Consider the following 24167-nt stretch of genomic DNA (forward strand, 5'->3'; position numbering starts at 1 on the left):
CCGGCTCGTCATCCGCCCCAGAGGAGAAAAGAGATGCCGGTTAGCGATTGCGAATTGACCCAGATGTTCGAGCACGTGCTGAAACTGTCGAAAGTGGACGCGACCCAGAGCGTGGCGGTGCTCAAGAGCCACTACTCAGATGCGCGTACGGTGCGTGCCGCGATGGACGCCGCTCAACGTTTGGGCGCCAAGGTCTATGCGGTAGAGCTGCCGTCGTTCAATCACCCCAAAGCCATGGGCAACGACATGACCGCCTACTGCGGCGACACCGCGCTGACCGGCAACATCGCCGCGCAACGTGCCCTTGAGGCGGCGGACCTGATCGTCGACACGATGATGCTGCTGCACTCGCCGGAGCAGGAGCAGATCCTCAAGACCGGCACGCGGATTCTGCTGGCGGTGGAGCCTCCGGAAGTGCTGGCGCGGATGCTGCCGACGGTGGCGGACAAGGAACGGGTGCTGGCCGCCGAACAGCTGCTGAAGGCGGCGCGCTCGATTCAGGTGAAGTCCCGGGCCGGCAGCGATTTCCGTGCGCAACTGGGGCAATACCCCTCCGTCACCGAGTACGGTTTCGCCGACGAGCCGGGTCGTTGGGACCACTGGCCCAGCGGCTTCCTGTTTTCCTGGCCCAACGAAGAGACCGCCGAGGGCACGCTGGTCATTGATGTCGGCGACATCGTGCTGCCGTTCAAAACCTACTCCCGCGAGCAGATCACGCTGGAGATCGATAAGGGGTTTATCACCGGGATTCACGGTGGTTTCGAGGCCGAGTACCTGCGTGATTACCTGAAGTACTTCAATGACCCTGAGGTCTACGGCATTTCCCACATCGGCTGGGGCCTGCAACCCCGCGCCCAGTGGACGGCCATGGGCCTGCACGACAAGAACGACGGCATGTGCATGGACGCCCGGGCGTTCTATGGCAATTTCCTGTTTTCCACGGGGCCGAATACTGAAGTCGGCGGCACCCGCAAGACCCCGTGCCATCTGGATATCCCGCTGCGTCGTTGCGACATTTATCTGGACGACCAGGCCGTGGTGCTGGCCGGGGAAGTGGTGGCGCCCGAGGCATCGAACGCCTGACGCAGGCCTGCATTTGGCTTGCGCTACGCGGGACTCAGGTTGTACGCAAAACTTGTGGGAGTGACCGGGGTGGCGCTCCACCTTGCTCACGAAGGCGGCATTCCTGTAGATGAAGATTTAGGGTCCTTACCTACTTCTTCGCGAGCAAGCTCGCTCCCACAGGTTTTGCATACGTCCCGGGATCTTCCGCGCACAGCAACCTTGTGGGAGTGAGCTTGCTCACGAAGACGGCATGCCAGCTGCCGAAATTCTGGAGGATGTACCGTCCTTTTCGCGAGCAAGTTGAAGCGCCACCCCGGTCGCTCCCACTATTCATCTGTCGGCGGATACACCAGCGACACAACTCACTCGTTCCGAAGATTCCCCTCAACTCCCGCAGACGTTACTGTAGCCACCACTTTCCAGATCCCGCCGAACGAGCCACCCGTGTCCACTGACAACCCTTCCAATAACAATCCGTCCTACACCTTTTCCGAGCAAGTGGGCCATCTGCTGCGCAAGGCCTACCAGCGTCACTTGGCGATCTTCCAGCAGAATGTCGGCGATTCGCAGCTCACGGCGGTGCAATTCGTGACCCTGTGCGCTCTGCGCGATCACGGCCCCAGCTCGCAAACCGAGCTGGTCAAGGCCACGGCCGTGGATCAGGCGACCATTCGCGGCATCGTCGATCGCCTGAAAGCCCGGGACCTGATCAGCCTCGACCCGGACCCGCAGGATCGCCGCAAAGTCATCTGCAGCCTGACCGACAGCGGCCTGCAACTGGTACAGGAAACCGTGCCCCGCGCCGCGCAGATCAGCGAGCTGACCCTGAGCAAACTCAACCCCGCCGAACGCGTGGCTGTACTGTTTCTGCTGCGCAAACTGATCGACGAGGGCGATGAGTAACGCCGCCTGACAGCACCGCTGTAGGAGCCCGCTTGCCCGCGAACACGATCTGCCCGCGACATTTATGTGCCTGACCCACTGCATTCGCGAGCAAGCTCACTCCTACATGGAGAATGTTCAGTCCACCCAATTGCGACGTCGAAACGACCAAACCCACCCCAATACTCCAACGTCCTACAGCCTTTTCTCCGCTGGCATGCTTCCTGCTCTCGTTTCATGAAGTAATTACTTCATCAAATGCAAGCTACAGCGGGTAACACATGAAGGCTGATACAAGCGAGCCACAGCGGGCGGCGGAGAAGACCGTGACCCTGAACGTCAACGGTCAGGCCACACGTGTCACGGCAATGCCTGACACGCCGCTGTTACTGATCCTCCGCAACGATCTGCACCTTAATGGCCCCAAATACGGCTGCGGCCTGGGCGAGTGCGGCGCCTGCACGGTGATCATCGACGGCGTCGCCGCACGCTCCTGCGTGTTTCCACTGGCCGGCGCCCAAGGGCGCGAGATCACCACGCTGGAAGGCATCGGTTCGCGAGACCGCCCGCATCCGGTGCAGCAAGCCTTCATCGACGAGCAGGCCGCGCAATGCGGCTACTGCATGAACGGCATGATCATGACCGCCAAGGCCTTGCTCGACCGCAACCCGCACCCCACCGAAGCGCAGATTCGCAACGAACTGTCAGCAAACCTGTGCCGCTGCGGCACGCACCTTGAAATCCTCAGTGCGGTCATGCGTGCCGCGCGTCATCAGCCCAGCCCGGATCCCGCCCAATGACCCAGACTTTGCCCACGCGCGATGAATTGCTCGCCCAAAATGGCGTGCTGCTGATCGTCGACGACATCCTGCCGCCGTCCGGTCCGGTCGCCAAAGGCGGCACCCCTACGGTCAGGCCAATGGAATTGGGGCTGTTCATTGCCATCGATCAGGACAGCCGCGTCTATGCCTTCAACGGCCATGTGGATCTGGGCACCGGCATTCGCACCTCACTGACGCAGATCGTCGCCGAAGAGCTGGACCTGCAGATGGATCAAGTGACGATGATTCTGGGCGACACCGAGCGTGCGCCGAATCAGGGCGCGACCATCGCCAGCGCCACTTTGCAGATTTCCGCCATCCCGTTGCGCAATGCGGCGGCCGAGGCGCGGCGCTACCTGCTGCAACAGGCCGCGCAGCAGTGGTCGGTCGATGTGGATTCGTTAGTCATCGACAGCGGCGTGATCAAAGCGCAGGACGGTCGCGCACTGACCTTTGGCCAACTGCTGGTGGGTCAGCGCGTGGAACTGCGCATTTCCGGCAACGCACCACTCAAGCGGCTGGAGGACTACAAACTGGTGGGGCAGGGCGCCGCTCGTGTCGACATTCCGGGCAAGGCCACCGGCGAATTGACCTACGTGCACGACATGCGTTTGCCGGACATGCTCCATGGCCGCGTCGTACGGCCGCCCTACGCCGGTTACGACACCGGCGACTTCGTCGGCACCAGTCTGCTGGACGTGGACGAATCTTCGATCGCCCATATCCCCGGCGTCGTCCGCGTGGTGGTGATTCGGGATTTCGTCGGCATCGTCGCGATGCGCGAAGAGCAGGCGGCCAAGGCGGCGCGTGAACTCAAGGTCACCTGGAAGCCTTGGCAGCACAATTTGCCGGACATGAGCAACATCGAGCAGGCGATTCGCGACAACCCCAGCATTCAGCGGGTGGTGCTCGATCAGGGCAATGTCGATGAGGCATTGGCCCAGGCCAGCGAGCGGATGACGCGAACCTATCTGTGGCCCTACCAGATTCACGGCTCCATCGGACCTTCGTGCGGGTTGGCGGACTACAGCGAAGAAGGCATTCGGGTCTGGTCCGGCACGCAGAACCCCCACATGCTGCGCGCCGATCTGGCCTGGCTGCTGGAATACCCCGAAGAGCGCATCGACATCATCCGCATGGAAGCGGCCGGCTGTTACGGGCGCAATTGCGCTGATGACGTCTGCGCCGATGCCGTACTGCTGTCCCGCGCCGTGGGCCGGCCGGTGCGGGTGCAACTGACCCGCGAGCAGGAACATGCCTGGGAGCCGAAAGGCACCGCCCAGTTGATGGAAGTCGATGGCGGGATTAACGCCGATGGCGGCATCGCCGGTTATGACTTCAGCACCCGCTACCCGTCGAACAACTCACCGACCCTGGCCTTGCTGTTGACCGGGCGCGTGGAGCCGGTGGCGACGATGTTCGAAATGGGCGACCGCACTTCGATCCCGCCCTACGACATCGAACACATGCGCGTCACCATTCACGACATGGCGCCGATTGTGCGGGCGTCGTGGATGCGCGGCGTGTCGGCGCTTCCCAATACCTTCGCTCACGAGTCCTACATCGACGAGTTGGCGTTCGCCGCTTGCGTTGACCCTATCGAATACCGCCTGCGCTACCTGCAGGACGAGCGCGCTGCCGAACTGGTTCGCGCCACCGCCGCCCGAGCTGACTGGACACCGCGCACCCAACCGATGCAAATCCCCGAAGAAGATGGCGTCCTGCGCGGGCGCGGTTTTGCCTACGCGCGCTACATCCACAGCAAGTTTCCCGGCTTCGGCGCAGCGTGGGCGGCGTGGGTGGCGGACGTGGCGATCGACAAGCACACGGGTGATGTGTCGGTGACTCGCGTGGTGATCGGCCACGACGCCGGCATGATGGTCAATCCCGCCGGTGTCCAGCATCAGATCCACGGCAACGTCATCCAGTCCACCAGCCGCGTGCTCAAGGAACGGGTGACGTTCGAGGAATCCACCGTGGCGAGCAAGGAGTGGGGCGGCTACCCGATTCTGACGTTCCCCGAAGTGCCGAAAGTCGACGTCATGATGATGCCGCGCCAGGCCGAGCCGCCCATGGGCGCCGGGGAATCGGCGTCGGTCCCGAGTGCGGCGGCCATTGCCAATGCCGTGTATGACGCGACCGGGATTCGCTTTCGCGAGCTGCCGATCACGGCGGAACGCATTCTCGCCGCGCTGAACAGCGCTGGCGTGGAATCCAACAGCCAGCCGCCGCAGTCGCCGAAAGCCAAACGCTCAAAGTGGCTGTTCGGTTCCTTGTTTGCTGCGTTCGGCGCGTTGCTGGGCATGGCCGCGACCGCGTTGCCCTGGCGCGCGGAAATCGCGCCGATCACGCCGCCCGCAGCGGGCACCTGGTCATCGGCGACCCTGGAACGCGGGCGATTGCTGGCAGCGGTCGGCGACTGCGCGGTCTGCCACACCGCCCCGAATGGCGCCAGCAATGCCGGCGGGCTGGCGATGGAAACGCCGTTTGGCACCTTATATAGCAGCAACATCACCCCGGACCCTGAGACCGGCATTGGTAACTGGTCGTATCCGGCGTTCGAGCGGGCGATGCGTGACGGCATCAGTCGCGATGGCAAACACCTTTACCCGGCGTTTCCCTACACGGCCTTCAGAAACATCGAGGACGCCGACATGCAGGCGCTGTACGCGTACCTGATGTCGCAGACGCCGGTGAAACAGGTGCAGCCCGCCAACGACATGCGTTTCCCGTTCAATGTGCGGCCGTTGATGGCGGGCTGGAACGCGCTGTACCTGCGCAAAGGCGAGGTGCAGACGCAGCCGCAGCAAAGCGCTCAGTGGAATCGCGGTCAGTATCTGGTCAATGGATTGGGGCATTGCGCCGCCTGCCATTCACCCCGGGATCTGCTGGGGGCGGAGAAGGGCGGCACGTCGTTTCTTGCCGGCGGCACGGTGGACGGCTGGGAAGCGCCGGCGCTCAACAGCCTGTCGAAAGCGCCGACGCCCTGGACCGAGGATCAGCTGTTCAATTATTTAAGCAGCGGGTATTCCGATGCCCATGGTGTGGCGGCTGGGCCGATGGGGCCGGTGGTCTCGGAACTGGCGAAACTGCCGAAGAGCGATGTGCGGGCGATTGCGGTGTATCTGGCGGCGTTGAATGAGCCTGCGTCTGGTAGTGCTGACATCCGTCCCGCGACGGTGAGCGGTCTGGCAGAGAAACCGAGCGTTTCGCCTCAGTCATTGAGCAATGGTCAGCGGGTGTTCGAAGGCTCGTGTCAGGGTTGTCATGCGGACGGTCTGGGACCGAAGCTGTTTGGCGTAAGCCCTTCGCTGGCGACCAATACCAATGTCCACAGCGCGCTGCCGGACAATCTGATCAAAGTGATTCAGCAGGGAATAGACAAACCGGCGACGGCAGATCTGGGTTACATGCCGGGCTTCAAGGACAGCCTGTCGGACACCCAGATCAGCGACCTGGCCGCGTACCTGCGCAACCGATTTGCGCCTAATGAGCCGCAGTGGACGGGGTTGAAAGACAGGGTTGCGTATCTCAAGGCCAATCCCGGCACCCACTGACTCGGCGAGCCTCTTTGGGTGACATCCCGCTTCAGGCAACACGCTGACGCCCGGCAAAATACGGTCCCGTGGGAGTGAGCTTGCTCACGAAGGCTGCATCTCAACCGCTAAATATCTAACGGATGTACTGGCCTCTGTAGGAGTGAGCTTGCTCACGAAGACTGCATCTCAACCGCTAAATATCTGGCGGATGTACTGGCCCTTGTGGAAGTGAGCTTGCTCACGAAAGCGGTATCTCAGCCACAGAATATTCAGCGGATGTACCGGCGCCTTCGCGAGCAAGCTCGCTCCGACAGACTGCATCTCAACCGCTAAATATCTGGCGGATGTACTGGCCTCTGTGGGAGTGAGCTTGCTCACGAAGACTGCATTTCAACCGCTAAATATCTAGCGGGTGTACTGGCCCCTGTGGGAGTGAGCTTGCTCACGAAAGCGGTATCTCAGCCACAGAATATTCAGCGGATGTACCGGCGCCTTCGCGAGCAAGCTCGCTCCCACAGACTGCATTTCGACCGCTAAATATCTGGCGGATGTACTGGCCCCTGTGGGAGTGAGCTTGCTCACGAAGGCTGCATCTCAACCGCTAAATATCTGGCGGATGTACTGGCCCTTGTGGGAGTGAGCTTGCTCACGAAAGCGGTATCTCAGCCACAGAATATTCAGCGGATGTACCGGCGCCTTCGCGAGCAAGCTCGCTCCCACAGACTGCATTTCAACCGCTAAATATCTAGCGGGTGTACTGGCCCTTGTGGGAGTGAGCTTGCTCACGAAGACTGCATCTCAACCGCTAGATATCTGGCGGATGTACTGGCCTCTGTGGGAGTGAGGTTGCTCACGAAGGCTGCATCTCAACCGCTAAATATCTAGCGGATGTACTGGCCCTTGTGGGAGTGAGCTTGCTCACGAAGACTGCATCTCAACCCCTAGATATCTGGCGGATGTACTGGCCTCTTCGCGAGCAAGCTCGCTCACGAAGACTGCATTTCGACCGCTAAATATCTGGCGGATGTACTGGCCCTTGTGGGAGTGAGCTTGCTCACGAAGACTGCATCTCAACCGCTAGATATCTGGCGGATGTACTGGCCTCTTCGCGAGCAAGGTGGAGCGCCACCCCGGTCGCTCCCACAGGTGCTGCACCAGTCGGCCTACTCCGGCAACACCCTCACACCCCGCATCACCAAGTCCTGAATGAACGCCAACCAATCCGTCCGCTCCCCCTCTGCGGCCATGTCCTGACCCAGGAACGAGCTGAGGGTGTGCAGGTTGGAGTTATAGAAGTAGCACAGCGACGCGATCATCAAATACACGTGCTTGATGTCCAGGTCCTGCCGAAACAGACCCTGCGCTTGACCGGCGTCGATGATCGGTCTGAGCACGCCGACGGCTTCGCCTGACAGGCGTCGCAGCTCACCGGACTGGCGCGCGTGCCTGCCCTTGTGCAGGTTTTCGATGCTCAAGATGGCGACGAACTCCGGGTGGCTGACGTAATAGTCCCAGACAAACGCCACCAACTGGCGCAGCGTCTGCACCGGCGTCGACGGGTCCAGTGACAGCAGGCTTTCGGCGCGGTTGAACTGCTCGTAGGTGTGCTCAAGCACTTTGACGAACAGTTTCTCCTTGCTGCCGAAATAGTAATAAATCATCCGGTCGTTGGACTCGGCTTCGGCAGAGATCTTCTCGATGCGCCCGCCGGAATAGCCGTCGCGGGTAAACACCGTGATCGCCGCCTGAAGAATGCGCGCGCGGGTTTGATCGGCCTGTTGCGCGCGAACGCCAGTGCTTTTGCCCATGGTCGTCAGAGAATCCGGTACAGCAGGCGCTCGACGCGGACCCGGCTGACCCGCCGCAGAAAGGTGCGCACGCCAACCGGGTATTCGCTCAGAGTATCGAGCTCGTCAAACTTGCCGACCCGATGGGTATTGCGCATCAGCAGCGCGATTTCCTCGGCGCGCGGCTTCAGCCATTCGCCCTTGGGGTCATCGATCAGCACGGCATTTTCCAGGTCCAGCTGGAAGGCCCGCGGGTTCAGGTTGTTGCCGGTCAGCAGGGTATAGCGGTCGTCCGACCACAGGCCCTTGAGGTGATAGGTGTTGTCGCCGTCTTTCCACAAATGGATGTTCAACTGGTGCTTGGCGATCGCCGTCTGATGCTTCTGCATGAAGCGACGCAGGCTGATCTCGTACAGATACGGCAGCGCGGAGATCACCTTGAATGGCTCCTCCGGCGAAATGAAGAAGTCGTTGGCGGTCTTGTCGCCGATGATGATGTCGACCTTAACGCCCCGCTTCAGCGCGCGATTGATCTCGCGCTTCACCACCAGCGGCATGTTGAAATACGGCGTGCACAGCGTCAGTTGCTCATCGGTCGCGGCGATCAGATCACAGAGGGTTTTGCTCAGCGGGTTCTTGTTGCCGATGCCCAGCAGCGGGATGACGCGCATCTCGCCGTTGTCTCGCACGCCATCATTGACGTCGTAACTGGCGCGCTTGAGGTGCTGGCGGAACTGACGAATCTCCCCGCGCAGGCTGCGAGAGCTGGGCGGCGAGGGCAGGTCGAGGCGATGCACCGCGTCGGACGGTAGAATGTCCTGCTGGACCAGACGCTGGAACGAGTCGGCCAGGCCTTTGCTGTCAATCAGGTGATAGCGATCGAGCCGGTATTTGCCGAGCTTGTGCAGATAGACGTTATTGATGCTGGCGCCGCTGTAGATGACGCAGTCATCGATGACACTGCCCTTGAGGTGCAAGACGCCGAACAGCTCGCGGGTTTGCACGGGCACGCCGTACACCGGCACTTCCTGATCGTGTTCCAGGTTTTGTGCCTGGTACCACGCCGAGTTCCCGGCCTGCTTGCCGGCGCCGATCAGGCCGCGTTGGGCGCGGAACCAGTCGACCAGCACCACGACGTCCAGCTCCGGTCGCGCAGCCTTGGCGGCATACAACGCATCGAGAATTTCCTGACCGGCTTCGTCCTGCTGCAAGTACAGGGCGACGATGTAGATCCGTCGGGTGGCGGCGGCAATCTTCGCCAGCAGTGTTTGCCGGTAATCGGCCGCACTCGGCAGAATCGTGATCGCCGTGCCGGAGGATTCAAAACCACGCAGCGCTGCAAGGGTAGAACGTCGGAAGGGAGCCCGCATAAGCCTCTCGATGGGTCGGATCAACAGCGCACGAGCTTACACCAGAGTGCGCCCTCTGGTGGTTTTGGCAGTGTTATCCGTGAGTTGTTCAGCGGATTATCAGCGAGGGCTCACACTTGGAGGTCCTCATACCTTCAGAACCAGCTTGCCGCTGTTCTCGCCCTTGAACAGCATCTGCAGGGTTTCGGGGAAGGTCTCAAGGCCCTCAACGATGTGCTCTTTGCTTTTCAGCTTGCCCTGGGCCAGCCAGCCGGCCATTTCCATTCCGGCCTTGGCGAAGTGTTCCGCATGGTCCATCACCACGAAACCTTCCATGCGCGCGCGATTGACCAGCAGCGACAGGTAGTTGGCCGGGCCTTTGACGGCTTCCTTGTTGTTGTACTGGCTGATGGCGCCGCAGATCACCACCCGCGCCCTCAACGCCAGGCGGGTCAGGACCGCATCGAGGATGTCGCCGCCGACGTTATCGAAATACACGTCCACGCCTTTGGGGCATTCGCGTTTCAGCGCCGCATGAATGTCTTCGTTCTTGTAGTCGATGGCGCCGTCGAAGCCGAACTCATCAATCAGGGTCTGGCACTTTTCCTTGCCGCCGGCGATACCGATGACCCGGCAGCCTTTGATTTTGGCGATCTGACCGGCAATGCTGCCGACCGCACCGGCCGCGCCGGAAATCACCACGGTATCACCGGCTTTGGGCTGGCCGACTTCGAGCAAAGCGAAGTAGGCCGACATGCCGGTCATGCCCAACGCCGCCAGGTACACCGGCAGTGGCACCAGTTTTGGGTCGACCTTGTTGAAGCCCTTGGGCTCGCCGACGAAATAATCCTGCACCCCGAGCACGCCCTGAACGTAATCGCCCACGGCGAATTTCGGGTGTTGCGACTCAATGACCTTGCCCGCGCCCAACGCGCGCATCACCGCGCCCAGCTCAACCGGCGCGATGTAGGACTTGCCTTCGTTCATCCAGCCGCGCATGGCCGGGTCCAGGGACAGGTATTCGCTTTTCACCAGGATCTGGCCTTCGGCGAGTTCGGCAACGGGCACGGTCTGGAAGGTGAAATCTTCACGGCTGGCGGCACCCACGGGGCGGCGCGCGAGGAGGAATTGGCGGTTATTCAAGGCGGTCATGGCAGGCTCTCGATTATCGGCGAAGCGGCAGTGATAGACCGGAACGGCCCGGACAGCAAGGATTGCCACTGCACCGAATGCCCGCTGATCCACGCTGATGATGGCGCTCGTCTTTGATCATCATCGCCACCAATGGCCCGGCAACCGGCCTCCTGATAGTGCTGACGCTGATTGTGTCGTGACCGCTAAGCTGCGGCCCATCACGGCATGTGCCGAGCCTCCTATTGATACGTACAAAAAAAAGGATGATCCCATGAGCATGACGTTTTCCGGCCAAGTCGCGTTGGTCACCGGCGCCGCGGCGGGTATTGGCCGAGCGACCGCGCTGGCGTTTGCCGAACACGGTCTGAAAGTGCTGGTGGTGGATCTGGACAGCGCGGGCGGCGAGGGCACGGCCGAGTTGATTCGTCAGGCGGGCGGCGAAGCGCTGTTTCTGCCGTGTGACGTCACTAAGGACGCCCAGGTGCAGCAGATGATGGCCCAGGCCGTGGACGCCTACGGCCGCGTCGATTACGCCTTCAACAACGCCGGCATCGAAATCGAGAAGGGCCGCCTCGCCGAAGGCAGCGAAGCCGAGTTCGACGCGATCATGGGTGTCAACGTCAAGGGCGTCTGGCTGTGCATGAAGTACCAGTTGCCGCTGATGCTGGCCCAGGGCGGCGGGGCGATCGTCAACACGGCATCGGTTGCCGGGCTGGGCGCGGCGCCGAAGATGAGCATCTACAGTGCGTCCAAGCACGCGGTGATCGGGCTGACCAAATCGGCTGCCATCGAATACGCCAAAAAACACATCCGCGTGAACGCCGTGTGCCCGGCGGTGATCGACACCGACATGTTCCGCCGCGCCCACGAAGCCGACCCGCGCAAGGCCGAATTCGCCGCGACCATGCACCCGGTCGGGCGGATCGGCAAAGTCGAAGAAATCGCCGCCGCCGTGCTCTACCTGTGCAGCGACGGCGCCGCGTTCACTACCGGGCATTCACTGGCGATAGACGGGGGCGTGACGGCGTTCTGATCGGTCAGACCGTTCGGCGAAAAGCAGACCGGCGCTCCCGGCGAGGTATTCAGCTAAGCTCCACGGGCTGTCCACCCCCAGGGAATGTCGATGGATCATTTGTGGTTCGCCTATCCGCTGATCAGCGCTGCCGTGCTGCTGGTCATCGACCTCACGCTCTGGCAGTGGCTGCACCCGCGCTGGCTGCGGCGCAAGCTGGCGTGCCGGCTGGTGCTGTTCGTGCTGTTCAGCATGGCGCTGCTCGATGGCGGGCTCAGCCCGCTGTATCCGGTGCCCGCAGACTGGTCCGTTCCCCGCCATGTGCTGGGCACCATCCTGACCATCGCCTGGTGGCTGTTCGGCGCGCGGACACTCACCGTGCTCGCCGTCATGGTCATGGAGCCTCGGATCGGCGGCAAGGGTCATCTGCTGCAAGACGTCATGGGCGCAATCATCTTCCTCGTCGCATCAGTGGCGGCGGCCGGCTATGTGCTCGACCTGCCGGTCAAAGGGCTGCTGGCCACCTCCGGCGCAGTCGCGATCATCTTCGGCCTCGCGGTGCAAAGCACCCTGGGTGACGTCTTCTCCGGCATCGTCCTCAACGCGACCAAGCCGTTCCGCGTGGACGACTGGATTCGCGTCGACGACATCGAAGGCAAAGTCATCGAAATCGACTGGCGCTCCACCCACCTGCTGACCTCCGAAGGCAGCATGGCCGTGATCCCCAACGCCATGGCCGCCAAGACCCGCATCGTCAACTTCAGCCGCCCGGACCATTTCCATTCGGTCACACTGTCCATCGAACTGTCGACCCGCCTGCGGCCCAGCCTGGTGCTGGACTCCCTGGAGAAAGCGCTGCTCGGCTGTCGCGAACTGCTGGCCCAGCCCGCGCCGTCGGCGGTGGTGGTCAAGTCCGGCCTGCGTATCGTCGAATACGAAGTCACCGGCTACGTAAAATCCCGGGACCGGCGCTCAGCGGTGCGTAACCAACTGTTCGACCTGATTCACCGGCAGCTCGCCTCGACCGAAACCCGCCAGGACCAGCAACGCCCTTCGACGCGACAGTCTGCGGTGCTCAACACCGTCAATGCGCTGCGCATGCTCAGCGACGCCGACCGCGCGCAACTGGAACAGCACATGCGCCTGGGCGCGTATCCGGCGAAAGACATCGTGCTCGCCGAGGGCGTGGTGCCTGATGCGCTGTTCATTATTGAGTCCGGGGTGGTATCGGCGTCGCTGCAACGGCCGGACGGCTGGCTGGAAGTGGGGCGCATGGGGCCGGGTGAGCTGTTGGGTGAGACCGGCTTCCTCGACGCCACGCCTACGCTGGCTCGATTCTGTGCGTACACCGATTGCATGATTTATCGGATCGACAAGGCTGATCTGGAACCGTGGCTGGCGGAGCATCCGGAATTGATTGGGGCGCTGGCGGGATTGGCTAAGTTTCGGGCGAAGGCGAGGGCGGCGATGTTGGAGGCCAAGCCGGTGGTGGCTGACGCCAATGGTTTTCTCGGTTGGTTGCGCAAGAATGTGAGGCGGTTTGAGGTGACGCGCGGGCAGGGGCCGGATGACAAGAAGCGCTGACAAAGACAGCGGGTTGTCGAGAAGTAAAACTCTCGCAGGCAACTGACGCTTCGCCGAGGCGTACCTCAGATGCTGCTGAACGCTTGATCTGAGCTATGCCTTGGGCGCTTGGGCCAACCTGCTGGCTGACCCTGAATTCGACTCATCGAAAGCCGTTTGATCCGAGGGAATCATGATGCCTATCCCTTGGGAGCGATGACTCAGAAGTCTATGGTGCCCGAGAGTTTGACCAGACGCGGGTCGCCCTGGCTGAGATAGCCACCGTTGGCTGAGGCCCAGTAGTTCTTGTCGGTGATGTTCTCCACATTGACGCGCAACGTCAGGTCCCTTTGATCGACTTTAAGTTTGTAGCGCGCCCCGGCATCGAACCGATTCCAGGTGGGAAGGCTCAGGTTATTGGCCTGATCCGCATACTGGCCTCCAGTACGTAGCATACGGGCGCTGAGGGCAGCTCCCTCCAGGCCAGGAACGTCCCAGTCGACGCTCGCATTTAGCTGGAAGGTGGGCACCCCGATGGCATGATTGCCATCAGTGAGCCCGCCCGCGGTGTTCTTCAGCTCCGAGGTCATGCGCGTGCCGCCTGCCATCAGGCGAAGGCCTTCGATGGGCTCACCAAACACGCTCAGCTCAACGCCTTTGTTCACCTGCTCGCCGTCGCGAATGTAGAGGCGCTGGGTCGCATCGACGTAGCCATCGCTGGGCTTCTCGATTCGGAACACGCCGAGATTTGCGCCGAACGATTGCATGTCCAGCTTGATACCCGCTTCCAGTTGCTTGGTGCGGCCAGGCGGGAAGGCCTCCCCAAGGTTGGTGACGTTGGTACCGGACGCGACCGGCCCTTTGGCCAGGCCTTCAATGCGGTTTGCATACAGGGAAACGGTGTCAGTCGGTTTATAGACGATGCCGTACACCGGAGTGGTGATGGATTCGTCGTAAAGCGAAGTACGGCTGCCGTCATTGGCCGGATTAGCCACGCCGTTGGAGGTGGTGCCGTCGTAGGAGTAGTTCTCTACGCGCAGCTGCTGACGGCGTACGCCATATGTCAGCAGCAAACTATCGTCGAACAAGCCAACATTGTCGGAAACGGCCAGGCTTCGGTTACGGGTTTTGCCGGTGACACCCGGATCGCCCATATCGCCGCCGGTGAGGGAAACCGCCGTTGGCTTGGGCAGGTCAGGTGTGGTGTAGATATTGGTATTCCCGGTGACCGAGCGGTAGAAGGTGTAGGCGTTCTCTTGCTGGGTCCAGATAGTGGAGGCGCCAATCGCGATCTGATGACTGACCGGCCCGGTTTGAACATGACCGTTAAGCCCCGCTGCAAAGCTGGTGTTGTCCTCATTGTGCGGGATCTCGGAGCCGCCGACAGTTGCAACTCCGTTATTACCTACGAGGGTTGGCGTGCCGTATACGCCAGTTTCACGCGTATGCTTGGCGCCCCCTGCAAGGTAGGCAGTCCAGTTTTCATTCAGGTCCCAGTCGCCACGCATCATGCCGAACGTGTCTTCGGTTTCGGTATTAGTCCAGTCCTGGCCGTAGTTGTGGCTGGCGTCAGGGGCGGTCGGGATTTTGGTCGCATTACCCAATTGCACGGTGTTGCGTAAACCGTTGATGCGCTGTTTTTGGTAGCCAAAGTCGGTAGAGACGCGAAAGGTGTCACCCCGATAATCGAGTCCCGCGACGAACAACTTGGTGCGCTGGTTTTCGTCATCAATCGCAGTGTCGCCTTCACGTTGGCTAAGGTTGACTCGCGCTCCGAATCGATTGCCCTCGCCGAAGCGTTGGCCAAGGTCCAGATGCTCACCAATTCGGCCATCGGAACTGATGTCTTGGGTGTAACGGCGAGTCGGCACGTCTTCAGCACGCTTGGGCTGCAGATTCACGCTGCCACCCAAGCCCGTACCGGTGGGGCTTACGCCGTTGATAAAAGCGTTGGGGCCTTTGAATACTTCCACCCGCTCAATCGCGTCCGTGGAGAGAATTTGCCGAGGAAGGACGCCGTACAGACCGCCGTAGGAGATATCGTCGCCTGCCAGCGGCAAACCGCGGATCACGAATATCTGCGACTGATTACCGAAGCCGTAAGACTGGCGCACCGACGGGTCGTTAAGGAGTACGTCTCCCACATCTTCAGCCTGCTGATCCTCGATAAGCTGGGAGGTATAGCTGGTCATGGTGAAAGGGACGTTCATGTTGTCCTGATTACCCAGAACACCCATCTGCCCGCCACGAGCGACCTGACCACCCGCATAGACCTCAGGCAGCGTGTTGGAATTGGCCTTGACGGCATCCGCGTTGATGTCAGTAGCACCGAGCTCCACCGCAGAGTCGGCAGCATTGGCGATGAAGCTCGCAGAGCAGCAAAGCGCAAGCACGGTGGGGCGAAACGGATGCGAAAGGAACATTACGGGCTACCAGGAAGGTGATCAGAAAGGGTAGAAGCCTCCTTGGCAATGCGAAGTATTCGCAGGTGAGAATGATATCAGAGGGCTTTCAAGTTTGTGGCCATTGACGACACATTTTTCACATCGCGTGAAATGCCCTGACGATGTTGAATGCAAAGCGCTGCCATCAGCAGAACCGCCTGTTCTTCCTGTTTTCACAGTCCCGTGGAAAACTACGCGCGCTTTGCACTCACTTTTTGTCTGATTTGATGGAGCCACGGATGGAAATCATGAACAACCAGCAAGAAAACACCCTCGAACAAGCACTCAGGCTGGCGGCGGATGAGCCGGCCCATCGACCCGACTTCTTCAAGACGCTGTTGGATTCCACCGTCTACGTGCTTGGCACTGCCGGGACTGGGAAAGGTCATGTCACGCTCGAAGCGGGAAGCAACATCAGCATCGCGAACTGGCACAAGGCTGATGGCTCACCTGTCATCCCGTTTTTTTCTTCATTGCAAACACTGCAAGCATCCATAGACAGCGAAGAGTCCTACGTAGAGATTCCGGCCAGATCGCTGTTTGAGATCACACGGGGCGCCCCTCTTTTTCTCAATCCAAAGTCTCCTTATGCAAAAGAGTTTTTGCCGGAGGAAGTGCGCCATCTGCTCTCCGACGGGATCGGCCAGAAGCCAGCGCAGCGCACGGTCGAAAAAGACACGACCGTGCTGCTCGGACAGCCGTCGCAATACCCGTCCAGGATGATCCACTCACTCACGCAGTTACTCGCCAAACATCGCAACGTAAAACGTGCATTTCTGGCGTTGATGCATGACCCATCGGTTGATCAAAAGCCTCATCTGATCATTGGTATTGAAGCGGACGGAGATTTTGAACGGGTCATGCGCGAAGCCGGTAACGTCGCCGGAGATACCGCCCCGGAAGGCGAACCCGTCGACCTATATCGCGTTCAGGACGGAGAGGAAGGCCTTAGCGATTACTTCCTCACGGAAACGACGCCTTTCTATGAACGGAAGTCGGCAGGCTGGCTGCGGTCATTGCTTGGTATTGGTAAAGCGTGACGAAGATCAACTCAGAGGTCTTACGGTGTGATCCACACGGCAAAAAACATGGCAAGAATGAAAAGGGGGCGAACTTATTTTGAGGTGAAATGCATCCGTCCCTTATCTCCGTAATTAAATACCTAACTACATACGCTATTAGCAGAGAGCGGCCCATGTCTGAAAAATGCTACATGTGCGATATGCCAGGCATCACCGTCGAGCATGTGCCGCCAAAATGCTTGTTTCCTGAGTTAAAGGATGCTGGGATTAATCTAAGGCTGAACTTGATCACAGTACCTTCCTGCGAGGAGCATAATTGTAAAAAATCTGATGACGATGAGTTTCTGATGGTAAGTATTGCAGGGATTCTCGGAAACAACTCAATAGGTTACGAACACTATAATGGAAAAATCCAGCGCGCTTTAAAACGCACTTCTTACAAGCTTTTAGAAAAAGTCTTTCTTAAAAAGCGAGTAGTTCGGCTGGGTAATGAAAATAAGTTTATTGAGGTGCTTTGGGGCACCCCAGATTATAAACGGCTAATTGACTGCTTTACGCATATTGCCTATGGAATACACAGGCATCACTTCAAGGCCAGCTTCTCAGGCAGTACCGAGGCACTTTTGGGATTTCTTCACACAAATATACCCAACCCAAAAGTATTCAAAGCTTTCATTAGGGAAAAGGCAGGCTTAGAACTTGCCGACAAAACTAAGCATGGTGATAATCCAGCCGTTTTTTATTATCAATATACAGATCCAGACCAGTTCGGAATTTACCTAGTAAAATTATGCTTTTATCAAAATGTAGATGTCTACATTTCTTACATGCCATCGTTTTCAGAGAAGCCATTCCACATAGCCTTCGAATTAATGGGCTTAGGGTGTAAAACGATCATTACGTTAGGTGATAAAGAATTCGTGTTTAACTCGGCCGTCGAGTTGGATGATCCTACTCTACAATCGGGAGTTGATGGTGAAGAAGATGACCGATAGAAGTCTATAACCTTCATCGAAACTCATTACCATTTTTTGGCATTAAGGTGCTAAGTGTGAATCTCTAAAGCTCGTCATGACTAAGATCACGGTAAAAGAAGGTACAAAAAGAGGACGGATTTATATTCCCATTACAATAAATCCGTCCCTTCATCAATATCTCCGTCCCCCACGAATGCGGCCGGCGGTTCACGCCTTATCGTCCGACTCCCTCAAGCCGGCGATTGCGGCGGAGTGTGGTAGACCGATCCGTTATCTGAAGAACCCGACGTCGCAGTGTGATAGCTGGCGTCGTCATCCGAGGAATCATCCACCGGCACCGGGGTTTGAACCTGGAGCGGGGCAGGTGCCGCCGAAGATGCCGACCCAGGGCGCACTGCCTCGCTGGAGGGGCCGCCGCTTGTCGTGGGTTGCGTCTGCTCGCCCTTGAGGCTTGCGCGAACACTGCCTGCCGGAGACTTGGTAGAGGCGGGTGCCGAGTTCTCGGCATTCGTGATCCGGTTGCCGGTGAGGCTGGTTCGTGGAAGAGAGCCCGAATCAGACGCCGCGCGCTGGGACCGTTGACTAGACGGTCTGCTGACACGGCCTGGCACCTCGCCGAGCGTCTCGCCGGGCGTTTCGGCCGGATCTTCATGCACGGATTGAGCGGTCTCTGTAGCGCCTGTCGTGGGTTCCGCCGTTGTCTTGCGTCGCGACTTAAAGTCGTCAACCAGCTTGTCCCCGACTGCCACACCCGCAGCGTTACTGCCGAACACGACCGAGCCGCCCACTGTATTGACGGCATGTTTTGCGAATGAACTCAGGGCGGGGTGCTGTTTGCTCAAGGCGTTGACCGCAGCGCCTTTGCCGGCTTCCAGTGCGGTGAAGCCAGCGGTCAGCGTGCTCACGTTGGCGGCGCCGGAAGGGGTGAAGGTGGCTTTGGCGGTTCTTGATACTGCTCCGAGCGGATCGGATATGAGTGTGCGGCCGGCGTCGGCCAGACGTCCCACTCCATTGGCGAGCGGCGTACGGACAGTTTTCGCGTCCCGCAATGCCTTCAACGCGTCGATCCATTCGGTTTCCTGACTCAGATCCTCTTTGGCTTCGGCATCTCTTCGTCCCAACAGCAGCGCCGGGCCACTGGTGCCTTGCTCGGTGCGCCGATTGTGGGTGAGGTAACCGGTACCGGTACCGGCAGCGAGTCCACCCGCAATGGCAATAGCTGTGTCCACAATGGGCTCGGCCTTCGGATTGATCGCCGCCACCACCGGGCCTACCACCGTCCTGATCCCATTCCGGATCGTGAACGTCTGCGCCTCCTTGGCGTTCTGGATGGCCAGGTTCGCGGTGGTATCGATAGTCTCCAGCGCGGCATTCAACGACTCATGCAGTTTGTCCGTGGGCGCATGCAGGTAGTACGCGTCTTCTCGAAGCTTTTTAATGGAAGCGCCGCCAACCTGATCCATCGCTGATGCCGCCGCGAGTGAAATCGTCCCCAGTGCTGCCGCTTTTGCCACCGGGTTTTGTATGTTTACCCCGATGCCCGTGATCACGGGAATGGCCGCCTGGAGCGACGACGCCACCGCAAACGGTACGCCACCAGCGGTACCCGACACCATTGAAGCGCGGCGGTCCATTTTCTCGGCTTTTTCCATCAACGTTCCAAGCTCCTGGAACGAAATGTTCTCCTCCATCAGCTTGTTGACTCGGCTCTCTACGATTCGATCGATCTCTCCCCGGTGCCCCGATTCCGGATCCAGACGATCTTTGTAGGGCTGGAACTGATTGCTCACGTAGGTCGTAAGCAAATGCTTCATTTCACGGGCTTGGGTCTGAGCCGCCGCGCTAACCTCAACGGATTGAGGATGACCCTGCCCCACGGCAGCGTGACCGGTGGCGGCCGTCGAATTTGACCGTTGCTGAAGTTCGATGGAGGGGGAGGAAACGGGGGTTTGCTGGCCAGACACGCGCATGTTGAGGTCCTCTCTGGATATGGGATGCAGCTCGACAAAGCTGCTATCAATGGTCGTTTTCCAGAGGGTGTGTGGCCGGAGGCGTCATTCCGGTTCCTGTTGGAACGGCGGTATTTGACGGTTGTGTTTCAGGGTGATGACGTTTTCCTGTCGACGAAAGGGCGCATGAACGGAGCCCGACCACACGTCAGTGCCACATCGGGGATTTACAGGAGGCAAGCTGGAAATAATCCGCCCCCTTATCGCCTGTCGACCATCCTCTCTGGGCCGAGTGCTGCCTTCGCGAGGGGCTGCTATGTGTTGGAGTCTGACACTTGCGTGATCCAGTCGGCACACCCAGGTCCCTTGGCAAATCATCAGGGTTTTCTTACCCGATTAGGAGGAGGATTGACCGCAAATGGAGATTCAACTGGTCACGCGCCTGCCGCTACAAATTGCCGCCCTTGAGCAAGAAGCAGTAGCAGAAGGTTTCAGGTTTATCACCCGGGTGACTTTGGAGTGGCATTCAGGAACCAATCGCTTCGAAGCGTCAGGGGAATGCTTAATGGCAGCTGACCTAGACCTGAAACTGGTAGGCATTGGAGGGCTGTCGATAGATCCTTTCATGCGCGCTCTTACTGGAAGGCTGCGGCGTGTTTAGGTAGCTCCCGCGTCACGGGGCGACAGATGAGCAGGCAACTGGTTCGCGCCATTGTTCACGCCGCTTTGAGCTTTGAAAGTGTCGGTCTTCACACAGGCACATCTGAGGGAAACGCTTTTTTACCTGCGCTGCGGCTTCAGACGAATTGAAGACGCCACGCAACGCACAGCTTGCGGCTCAGAAACCTCTGACTCTGTCAGCTATCGACTCATAGCAGATTTCCACGAACCTAGTCGATCACTTAAAGTGGTTACTTATCAGCAAGTCGGCCGGACCAATCCTTTAAAGTGCTCCGCTAACGCAACTTAAGATTACGAACAGATTTACGTACCGTGTCGGCATAGGAAGGCCCGGCGCCGCATTCAATCGCTAGTTTAAAAACTCATCGGCAGCGACGTGCGGATCCAGTCCGTGTGATCGCACGCATGACCTCGCGAAAGGAGCTAGGTCATTGATATCCCCTCCTGTCAGGTACCCTGAACATAAAGCTCCCCTCTTGAAAGTTTCTATCGCTACAGAAGGAAGCTTAGGCCCGCACAAAAAATACTCGAAGTGTTTTAAGAAGTGCGGACGGCGAAGGATTTCGTCTCCACAGGTGCCATTACTTTTAAATATTTCTTCGCGCGACTTGCCCCTACCTCCAAGGTTGAAATCCGGATCCATAAAGTAGGCAATCCGAATCTCGGGAATAGCGGCTCTCTCAAAAAGACTTAACGCTAGCAACCTCATTGGTTCGAGTGAGCAACGTAGCTCCTCGTTATTTTGCCAATTAAAATTTATGGACAAAAAAAGCGTTAACTCTTCTTCTGTCAAGATAATATCTGGATTTCTCATATAGTCCTCCCCAATAGGGGATCCAGTCATCGGTGCGAACATATTAGTACGTGGAAATTTTAAGATATTCGACCGCCAGCGCATGCCCAAGACAAAATCCCGTCTCTAATTTTATACCACTCCGAACTATTGGGATTGTTATGATCTGGCAGGGCGTGAGGAATGCCTTCAATCGACTCGTTGAGGTAGTTCGAAACTTTCTCCAAAGTAGTTCCTTTTAGTGGCGTATATATCGAGCACCTGTCTTTCACGCACGGTGGAGGACAAGCGGGGGGGGCAAACGATGATCTTTTTGATGCCCAGTATACATTTTTATCGGATCCGCCTAAAAAATCAGAGCAGGTCTTTCTTGTCTTCAATGCCAGATAGTTCCACAAGTCCAACTCGGCGAGTTTTTCTAGAGTGACAAACCAAGATTCAGTCCCTGTGAGGTTTAGCGCAGACTTAATCATTGAGGGGTGAATTAGGTTCTCAGCAGAATAGCATTGAAGTATAAGCGCTTCCTTCATTGGGTGGGGGGAGTTTTGCTCCATGATAGAAATGGGGCCTGCGGTATTGCTACCGAGTTCAGCTCCAGGAAAATCAGTGTCAGCATCAACTATACAGTACACCAAATAATTAGAGTTCTTGAGATTTTGATATTCCCTTGGTGTTTGGCTTCCGCCACCCGCTACCAGCTCGTAGGCCAGCATCAAGCCTTGAACTGCTCGATCCTGCGCAATCAATAGCTTCGCAAGCCCAGTATAGAAATTACCATCAGTACGATTCTCAACTAATATCCTGGTTTTTGAGAACAGCTCATCCCCGTTAATCATATCAAGAGAAATCAATATCTGATGTTTATGGCCGTCAAGCTCTTTTGATAGCACTTTATTTCCATGTACCACTCTCACGTATACCATACATGCTCTATATATCGATAGCTTTCCTCGCAGTCGACGTAGAACCGCAGAAAGAGTCCTGCGAGCCCGATCACTAAGATTGGGCAGCTTTAACAGAGTTTCGATGGTATGTTTTTCTGAGAAAATCAAATGCCTGCCATTACGCCTTGCAGTGCACAAGTCTTCAAGGAAGTCTGTTAGCTTTAACTCCTGTTCATCAACATATTGCAGTACCGTCCGATCAAGATAAAATAGCATTTCGACCTCAAGCGTCAAAAAAGCCGTATGGCCATTGCTCAAGAAATCCATTCTCGTCGAAATACGATTCCGTAAGAATAGAATGATCACTATCTGCTGACTTTTCTAAGATATATATGCCAATGTCTTCTGTAGTGATTACGCTGTTGTCTACCGCAGTACCGAATTGATTAATGAAAACCTCGCTATGAGTTTCAATCATAAATTTGATATTGCTATGCTCTTGGGCCACCGAAGCAAAAAGCATTGCAAGCTTGGACTGCATATGCGGATGCAAATGCAGCTCAGGCTGTTCTATCACGAACAAAAACGGGGTAGCCGTTGCTCTGGATTTCATACACTGCCAAACTTGGGCCAGAATCGGCGCCACTTGTGAAAATCCAAATCCAGTGTCTGCCATATTCGTCTTAGTTCCAGAGGCGTCGGAAATAAGTATTGATACGTGGCCTTCTGAAGTTTTTGACTCGAGTGAAAATCCTAAGTTTTTTTCTGTCCAGTTAGCGAAGTCTGATGCTGCCCTGGGTGATAAGTCGTTTAAAAACATTGCTAAATTTGTGCCTTGCGGATCAATCTCTTCCACAGACAATCCCTGCAGTCGGTAATAGCGCTCAGCCGACGCCCTCAAGGGTTTGGTGTAACGAACGTTGCTAAAACCCTCAGTAAGCTAATCACGCATTGTCTCCCATATAAGTGGAAAGTCTCTCCACATCACATATGCCCGTAGGAACGATACGAAATTTTTAGTCAGGTCAGCCGAAGAGATGCCTAAGCGCCTAGCGATCAAAACCCTATTATAGAGAATGTTGATCGGGAGTTCGTCTAACTGTTCCAGCGCAATTGAGCGAGCATCTAATGAGAATGCTTTTAGTAGTGTTGTAAATACAGATTGATTGACTAGTTTTAAGTTCGCTCTATCAACAGGATAAATATCAGGCAGCAGCCCTGAGTGGCGGTACAGATAAACTACCTTCTGCGCCGCTATACTAAGATCAACTCCAGAGATGCTAAACTTCGCACTAATCATGCCGCGCATGGAAAATCTAGCGGTGCACGTCCCAATCTTAAGTTCATAGATCGCGGTCTTTTTTTCGTCCTCAAATATCTCTGCAGTCACCTCCACTCTACGAAGCCGGCTGTTTGGCTGTTGTATTCGTTTCTGCTTGCTTTGAAAATATAGCGAGTGAGGGGCAATGTTCAAGCTGTTCTTAACAAACGTGAAACTAATTGCGTCCGAATCTTTGGATGATCTTGATTTCGCATTATGATAAGAACCGAAGTCTACATCCGAGCCGTACCATAGGATACCTGACTTTGACTTGAGCTTTGCACCTTGTTTGAGTAGCGGAAATACCCTCGCGAGCGTGCTTTTACCTGAGCTGTTTCTGCCGAGCAGTACATTTATTTTTTTAAGTTTTACGTATCCGGTATCGCTCAAGGTTCGAAGATTTTTAATTCGAATTTCGTCCATGACTAATTCCTGATGACTAAATCAAACGTTGTGACAGCAAACGGCTGCTATCTTATACCTAATTCTGCGCGTTACAAGTTATCTCCTGTCGCAATACTCATTTATTTCCAAGCTAGTATCCGCCCTAGCCTCCGCTACTCACAGATAATTTTTCAATCATTCATCCGCACCGCCGTGAGGATCAACCGTTTATACGGAATCAAAAGCCGCAGGGCTGCCGTCGCAGCGTTTAACGACTGACTGCTTTCTGCCTTGAAGCTGCAGTAGAGACTGTCCGCTTTGGGTCGTTAGGTGCTACTCACACTGGCCCAAGTGCCCACGGCCCGCAGGTCAGCGAAGCATCTGGGCTGAGTTGATTGCTATATGTCGGTCGAGTACGCCCATTCAGAGGGCGTCAATCGCTAACCAACATGTCCCCTCAATAAGCCGCGTGCCGCGAATCCTCGATACACACTGCGAGATTGTTAATTCTCCAAAACCCACCACAAGGTGCGCCCATAAATGTGCGATCACGTCTCCAA

Annotated in this window: 17 protein-coding genes; 9 read left to right on the forward strand and 8 right to left on the reverse strand. The window is 57.4% G+C overall.

From position 1 onward, the window contains the following. Nucleotides 1-33: 33 nt before the first annotated feature. The 4 genes from ABEH28_RS07775 (at nucleotide 34) to ABEH28_RS07790 (ending at nucleotide 6325) form a co-directional block, all read left to right on the forward strand. Complete coding sequence (locus ABEH28_RS07775; protein ID WP_346629567.1) at nucleotides 34-1083, forward strand: 2,5-dihydroxypyridine 5,6-dioxygenase; 1050 nt, start codon at nucleotides 34-36, stop codon at nucleotides 1081-1083. Between the two features lie 426 nt (nucleotides 1084-1509). After that, a complete protein-coding gene (locus tag ABEH28_RS07780; protein WP_192174747.1) occupies nucleotides 1510-1968 on the forward strand; it encodes a MarR family transcriptional regulator in 459 nt (152 codons plus the stop codon). Nucleotides 1969-2228: 260 nt separating this feature from the next. After that, nucleotides 2229-2747 carry a (2Fe-2S)-binding protein gene (locus ABEH28_RS07785; RefSeq protein ID WP_346629568.1) on the forward strand — a complete coding sequence of 173 codons (519 nt, stop codon included), beginning with the start codon at nucleotides 2229-2231 and terminating at the stop codon, nucleotides 2745-2747. Beyond that, the gene (locus ABEH28_RS07790; protein WP_346629569.1) at nucleotides 2744-6325 is read left to right on the forward strand and encodes a molybdopterin cofactor-binding domain-containing protein; all 3582 of its coding nucleotides are present in this window, start codon (nucleotides 2744-2746) and stop codon (nucleotides 6323-6325) included. The genes ABEH28_RS07785 and ABEH28_RS07790 overlap by 4 nt, the downstream gene beginning before the upstream one ends. Nucleotides 6326-7470: 1145 nt before the next feature. Here ABEH28_RS07790 and ABEH28_RS07795 read toward each other — a convergent pair. The 3 genes from ABEH28_RS07795 to ABEH28_RS07805 all read right to left on the reverse strand — a co-directional run bounded on the left by ABEH28_RS07795 (nucleotide 7471) and on the right by ABEH28_RS07805 (nucleotide 10595). After that, nucleotides 7471-8115: a TetR/AcrR family transcriptional regulator gene (locus tag ABEH28_RS07795; protein WP_346628331.1), complete on the reverse strand. Its 645-nt coding sequence runs from the start codon at nucleotides 8113-8115 to the stop codon at nucleotides 7471-7473. 5 nt (nucleotides 8116-8120) lie between these two features. Beyond that, on the reverse strand, nucleotides 8121-9464 hold the full coding sequence (pssA, locus tag ABEH28_RS07800) for a CDP-diacylglycerol--serine O-phosphatidyltransferase (RefSeq protein WP_346629570.1): 1344 nt from the start codon (nucleotides 9462-9464) through the stop codon (nucleotides 8121-8123). Between the two features lie 126 nt (nucleotides 9465-9590). Further along, the gene (locus ABEH28_RS07805; protein WP_346629571.1) at nucleotides 9591-10595 is read right to left on the reverse strand and encodes an NADP-dependent oxidoreductase; all 1005 of its coding nucleotides are present in this window, start codon (nucleotides 10593-10595) and stop codon (nucleotides 9591-9593) included. Between the two features lie 253 nt (nucleotides 10596-10848). On the opposite strand from ABEH28_RS07805, the gene ABEH28_RS07810 reads away from it, so the two are divergent. Together ABEH28_RS07810 and ABEH28_RS07815 are read left to right on the forward strand one after the other, a co-directional pair. Then, entirely contained in the window at nucleotides 10849-11610 is a 762-nt protein-coding gene (locus ABEH28_RS07810) for an SDR family oxidoreductase (protein WP_346629572.1), read from the forward strand. 90 nt (nucleotides 11611-11700) lie between these two features. Then, nucleotides 11701-13173 carry a mechanosensitive ion channel family protein gene (locus tag ABEH28_RS07815; protein ID WP_346629573.1) on the forward strand — a complete coding sequence of 491 codons (1473 nt, stop codon included), beginning with the start codon at nucleotides 11701-11703 and terminating at the stop codon, nucleotides 13171-13173. A gap of 200 nt (nucleotides 13174-13373) precedes the next feature. On the opposite strand, the gene ABEH28_RS07820 is transcribed toward ABEH28_RS07815, so the two are convergent. Beyond that, entirely contained in the window at nucleotides 13374-15575 is a 2202-nt protein-coding gene (locus tag ABEH28_RS07820) for a TonB-dependent siderophore receptor (protein ID WP_346629574.1), read from the reverse strand. 143 nt (nucleotides 15576-15718) lie between these two features. Between ABEH28_RS07820 and sseB the strand changes: the two genes are divergently transcribed. Further along, nucleotides 15719-16636: an enhanced serine sensitivity protein SseB gene (gene sseB, locus ABEH28_RS07825; RefSeq protein WP_346629575.1), complete on the forward strand. Its 918-nt coding sequence runs from the start codon at nucleotides 15719-15721 to the stop codon at nucleotides 16634-16636. 155 nt (nucleotides 16637-16791) lie between these two features. Next, nucleotides 16792-17613: a hypothetical protein gene (locus ABEH28_RS07830; RefSeq protein ID WP_346629576.1), complete on the forward strand. Its 822-nt coding sequence runs from the start codon at nucleotides 16792-16794 to the stop codon at nucleotides 17611-17613. 212 nt (nucleotides 17614-17825) lie between these two features. On the opposite strand, the gene ABEH28_RS07835 is transcribed toward ABEH28_RS07830, so the two are convergent. Further along, a complete protein-coding gene (locus ABEH28_RS07835) occupies nucleotides 17826-19565 on the reverse strand; it encodes a hypothetical protein (protein ID WP_346629577.1) in 1740 nt (579 codons plus the stop codon). A gap of 397 nt (nucleotides 19566-19962) precedes the next feature. Between ABEH28_RS07835 and ABEH28_RS07840 the strand changes: the two genes are divergently transcribed. Further along, complete coding sequence (locus ABEH28_RS07840; RefSeq protein ID WP_346629578.1) at nucleotides 19963-20205, forward strand: hypothetical protein; 243 nt, start codon at nucleotides 19963-19965, stop codon at nucleotides 20203-20205. 893 nt (nucleotides 20206-21098) lie between these two features. On the opposite strand, the gene ABEH28_RS07845 is transcribed toward ABEH28_RS07840, so the two are convergent. The 3 genes from ABEH28_RS07845 to ABEH28_RS07855 form a co-directional block, all read right to left on the reverse strand. After that, a complete protein-coding gene (locus ABEH28_RS07845) occupies nucleotides 21099-22178 on the reverse strand; it encodes a hypothetical protein (protein WP_346629579.1) in 1080 nt (359 codons plus the stop codon). Between the two features lie 7 nt (nucleotides 22179-22185). Continuing rightward, nucleotides 22186-22758 (reverse strand): DUF3696 domain-containing protein, encoded by a 573-nt coding sequence (locus ABEH28_RS07850; protein ID WP_346629580.1) that lies wholly within the window; start codon nucleotides 22756-22758, stop codon nucleotides 22186-22188. A gap of 84 nt (nucleotides 22759-22842) precedes the next feature. Further along, nucleotides 22843-23646: an AAA family ATPase gene (locus ABEH28_RS07855; protein ID WP_346629581.1), complete on the reverse strand. Its 804-nt coding sequence runs from the start codon at nucleotides 23644-23646 to the stop codon at nucleotides 22843-22845. Nucleotides 23647-24167 lie beyond the last annotated feature (521 nt).

This window comes from Pseudomonas sp. Ps21-P2, assembly GCF_039672565.1.
Taxonomy (GTDB): Bacteria; Pseudomonadota; Gammaproteobacteria; order Pseudomonadales; family Pseudomonadaceae; genus Aquipseudomonas.

Coding starts and splice junctions, on each gene's coding strand:
- ABEH28_RS07775 (WP_346629567.1), top strand. CDS start 34: ATGCCGGTTAGCGATTGCGAATTGACCCAGATGTTCGAGCACGTGCTG.
- ABEH28_RS07785 (WP_346629568.1), top strand. CDS start 2,229: ATGAAGGCTGATACAAGCGAGCCACAGCGGGCGGCGGAGAAGACCGTG.
- ABEH28_RS07790 (WP_346629569.1), top strand. CDS start 2,744: ATGACCCAGACTTTGCCCACGCGCGATGAATTGCTCGCCCAAAATGGC.
- ABEH28_RS07795 (WP_346628331.1), bottom strand. CDS start 8,115: ATGGGCAAAAGCACTGGCGTTCGCGCGCAACAGGCCGATCAAACCCGC.
- pssA (WP_346629570.1), bottom strand. CDS start 9,464: ATGCGGGCTCCCTTCCGACGTTCTACCCTTGCAGCGCTGCGTGGTTTT.
- ABEH28_RS07805 (WP_346629571.1), bottom strand. CDS start 10,595: ATGACCGCCTTGAATAACCGCCAATTCCTCCTCGCGCGCCGCCCCGTG.
- ABEH28_RS07810 (WP_346629572.1), top strand. CDS start 10,849: ATGAGCATGACGTTTTCCGGCCAAGTCGCGTTGGTCACCGGCGCCGCG.
- ABEH28_RS07815 (WP_346629573.1), top strand. CDS start 11,701: ATGGATCATTTGTGGTTCGCCTATCCGCTGATCAGCGCTGCCGTGCTG.
- ABEH28_RS07820 (WP_346629574.1), bottom strand. CDS start 15,575: ATGTTCCTTTCGCATCCGTTTCGCCCCACCGTGCTTGCGCTTTGCTGC.
- sseB (WP_346629575.1), top strand. CDS start 15,719: ATGTTGAATGCAAAGCGCTGCCATCAGCAGAACCGCCTGTTCTTCCTG.
- ABEH28_RS07830 (WP_346629576.1), top strand. CDS start 16,792: ATGTCTGAAAAATGCTACATGTGCGATATGCCAGGCATCACCGTCGAG.
- ABEH28_RS07835 (WP_346629577.1), bottom strand. CDS start 19,565: ATGCGCGTGTCTGGCCAGCAAACCCCCGTTTCCTCCCCCTCCATCGAA.
- ABEH28_RS07840 (WP_346629578.1), top strand. CDS start 19,963: ATGGAGATTCAACTGGTCACGCGCCTGCCGCTACAAATTGCCGCCCTT.
- ABEH28_RS07845 (WP_346629579.1), bottom strand. CDS start 22,178: ATGCTATTTTATCTTGATCGGACGGTACTGCAATATGTTGATGAACAG.
- ABEH28_RS07855 (WP_346629581.1), bottom strand. CDS start 23,646: ATGGACGAAATTCGAATTAAAAATCTTCGAACCTTGAGCGATACCGGA.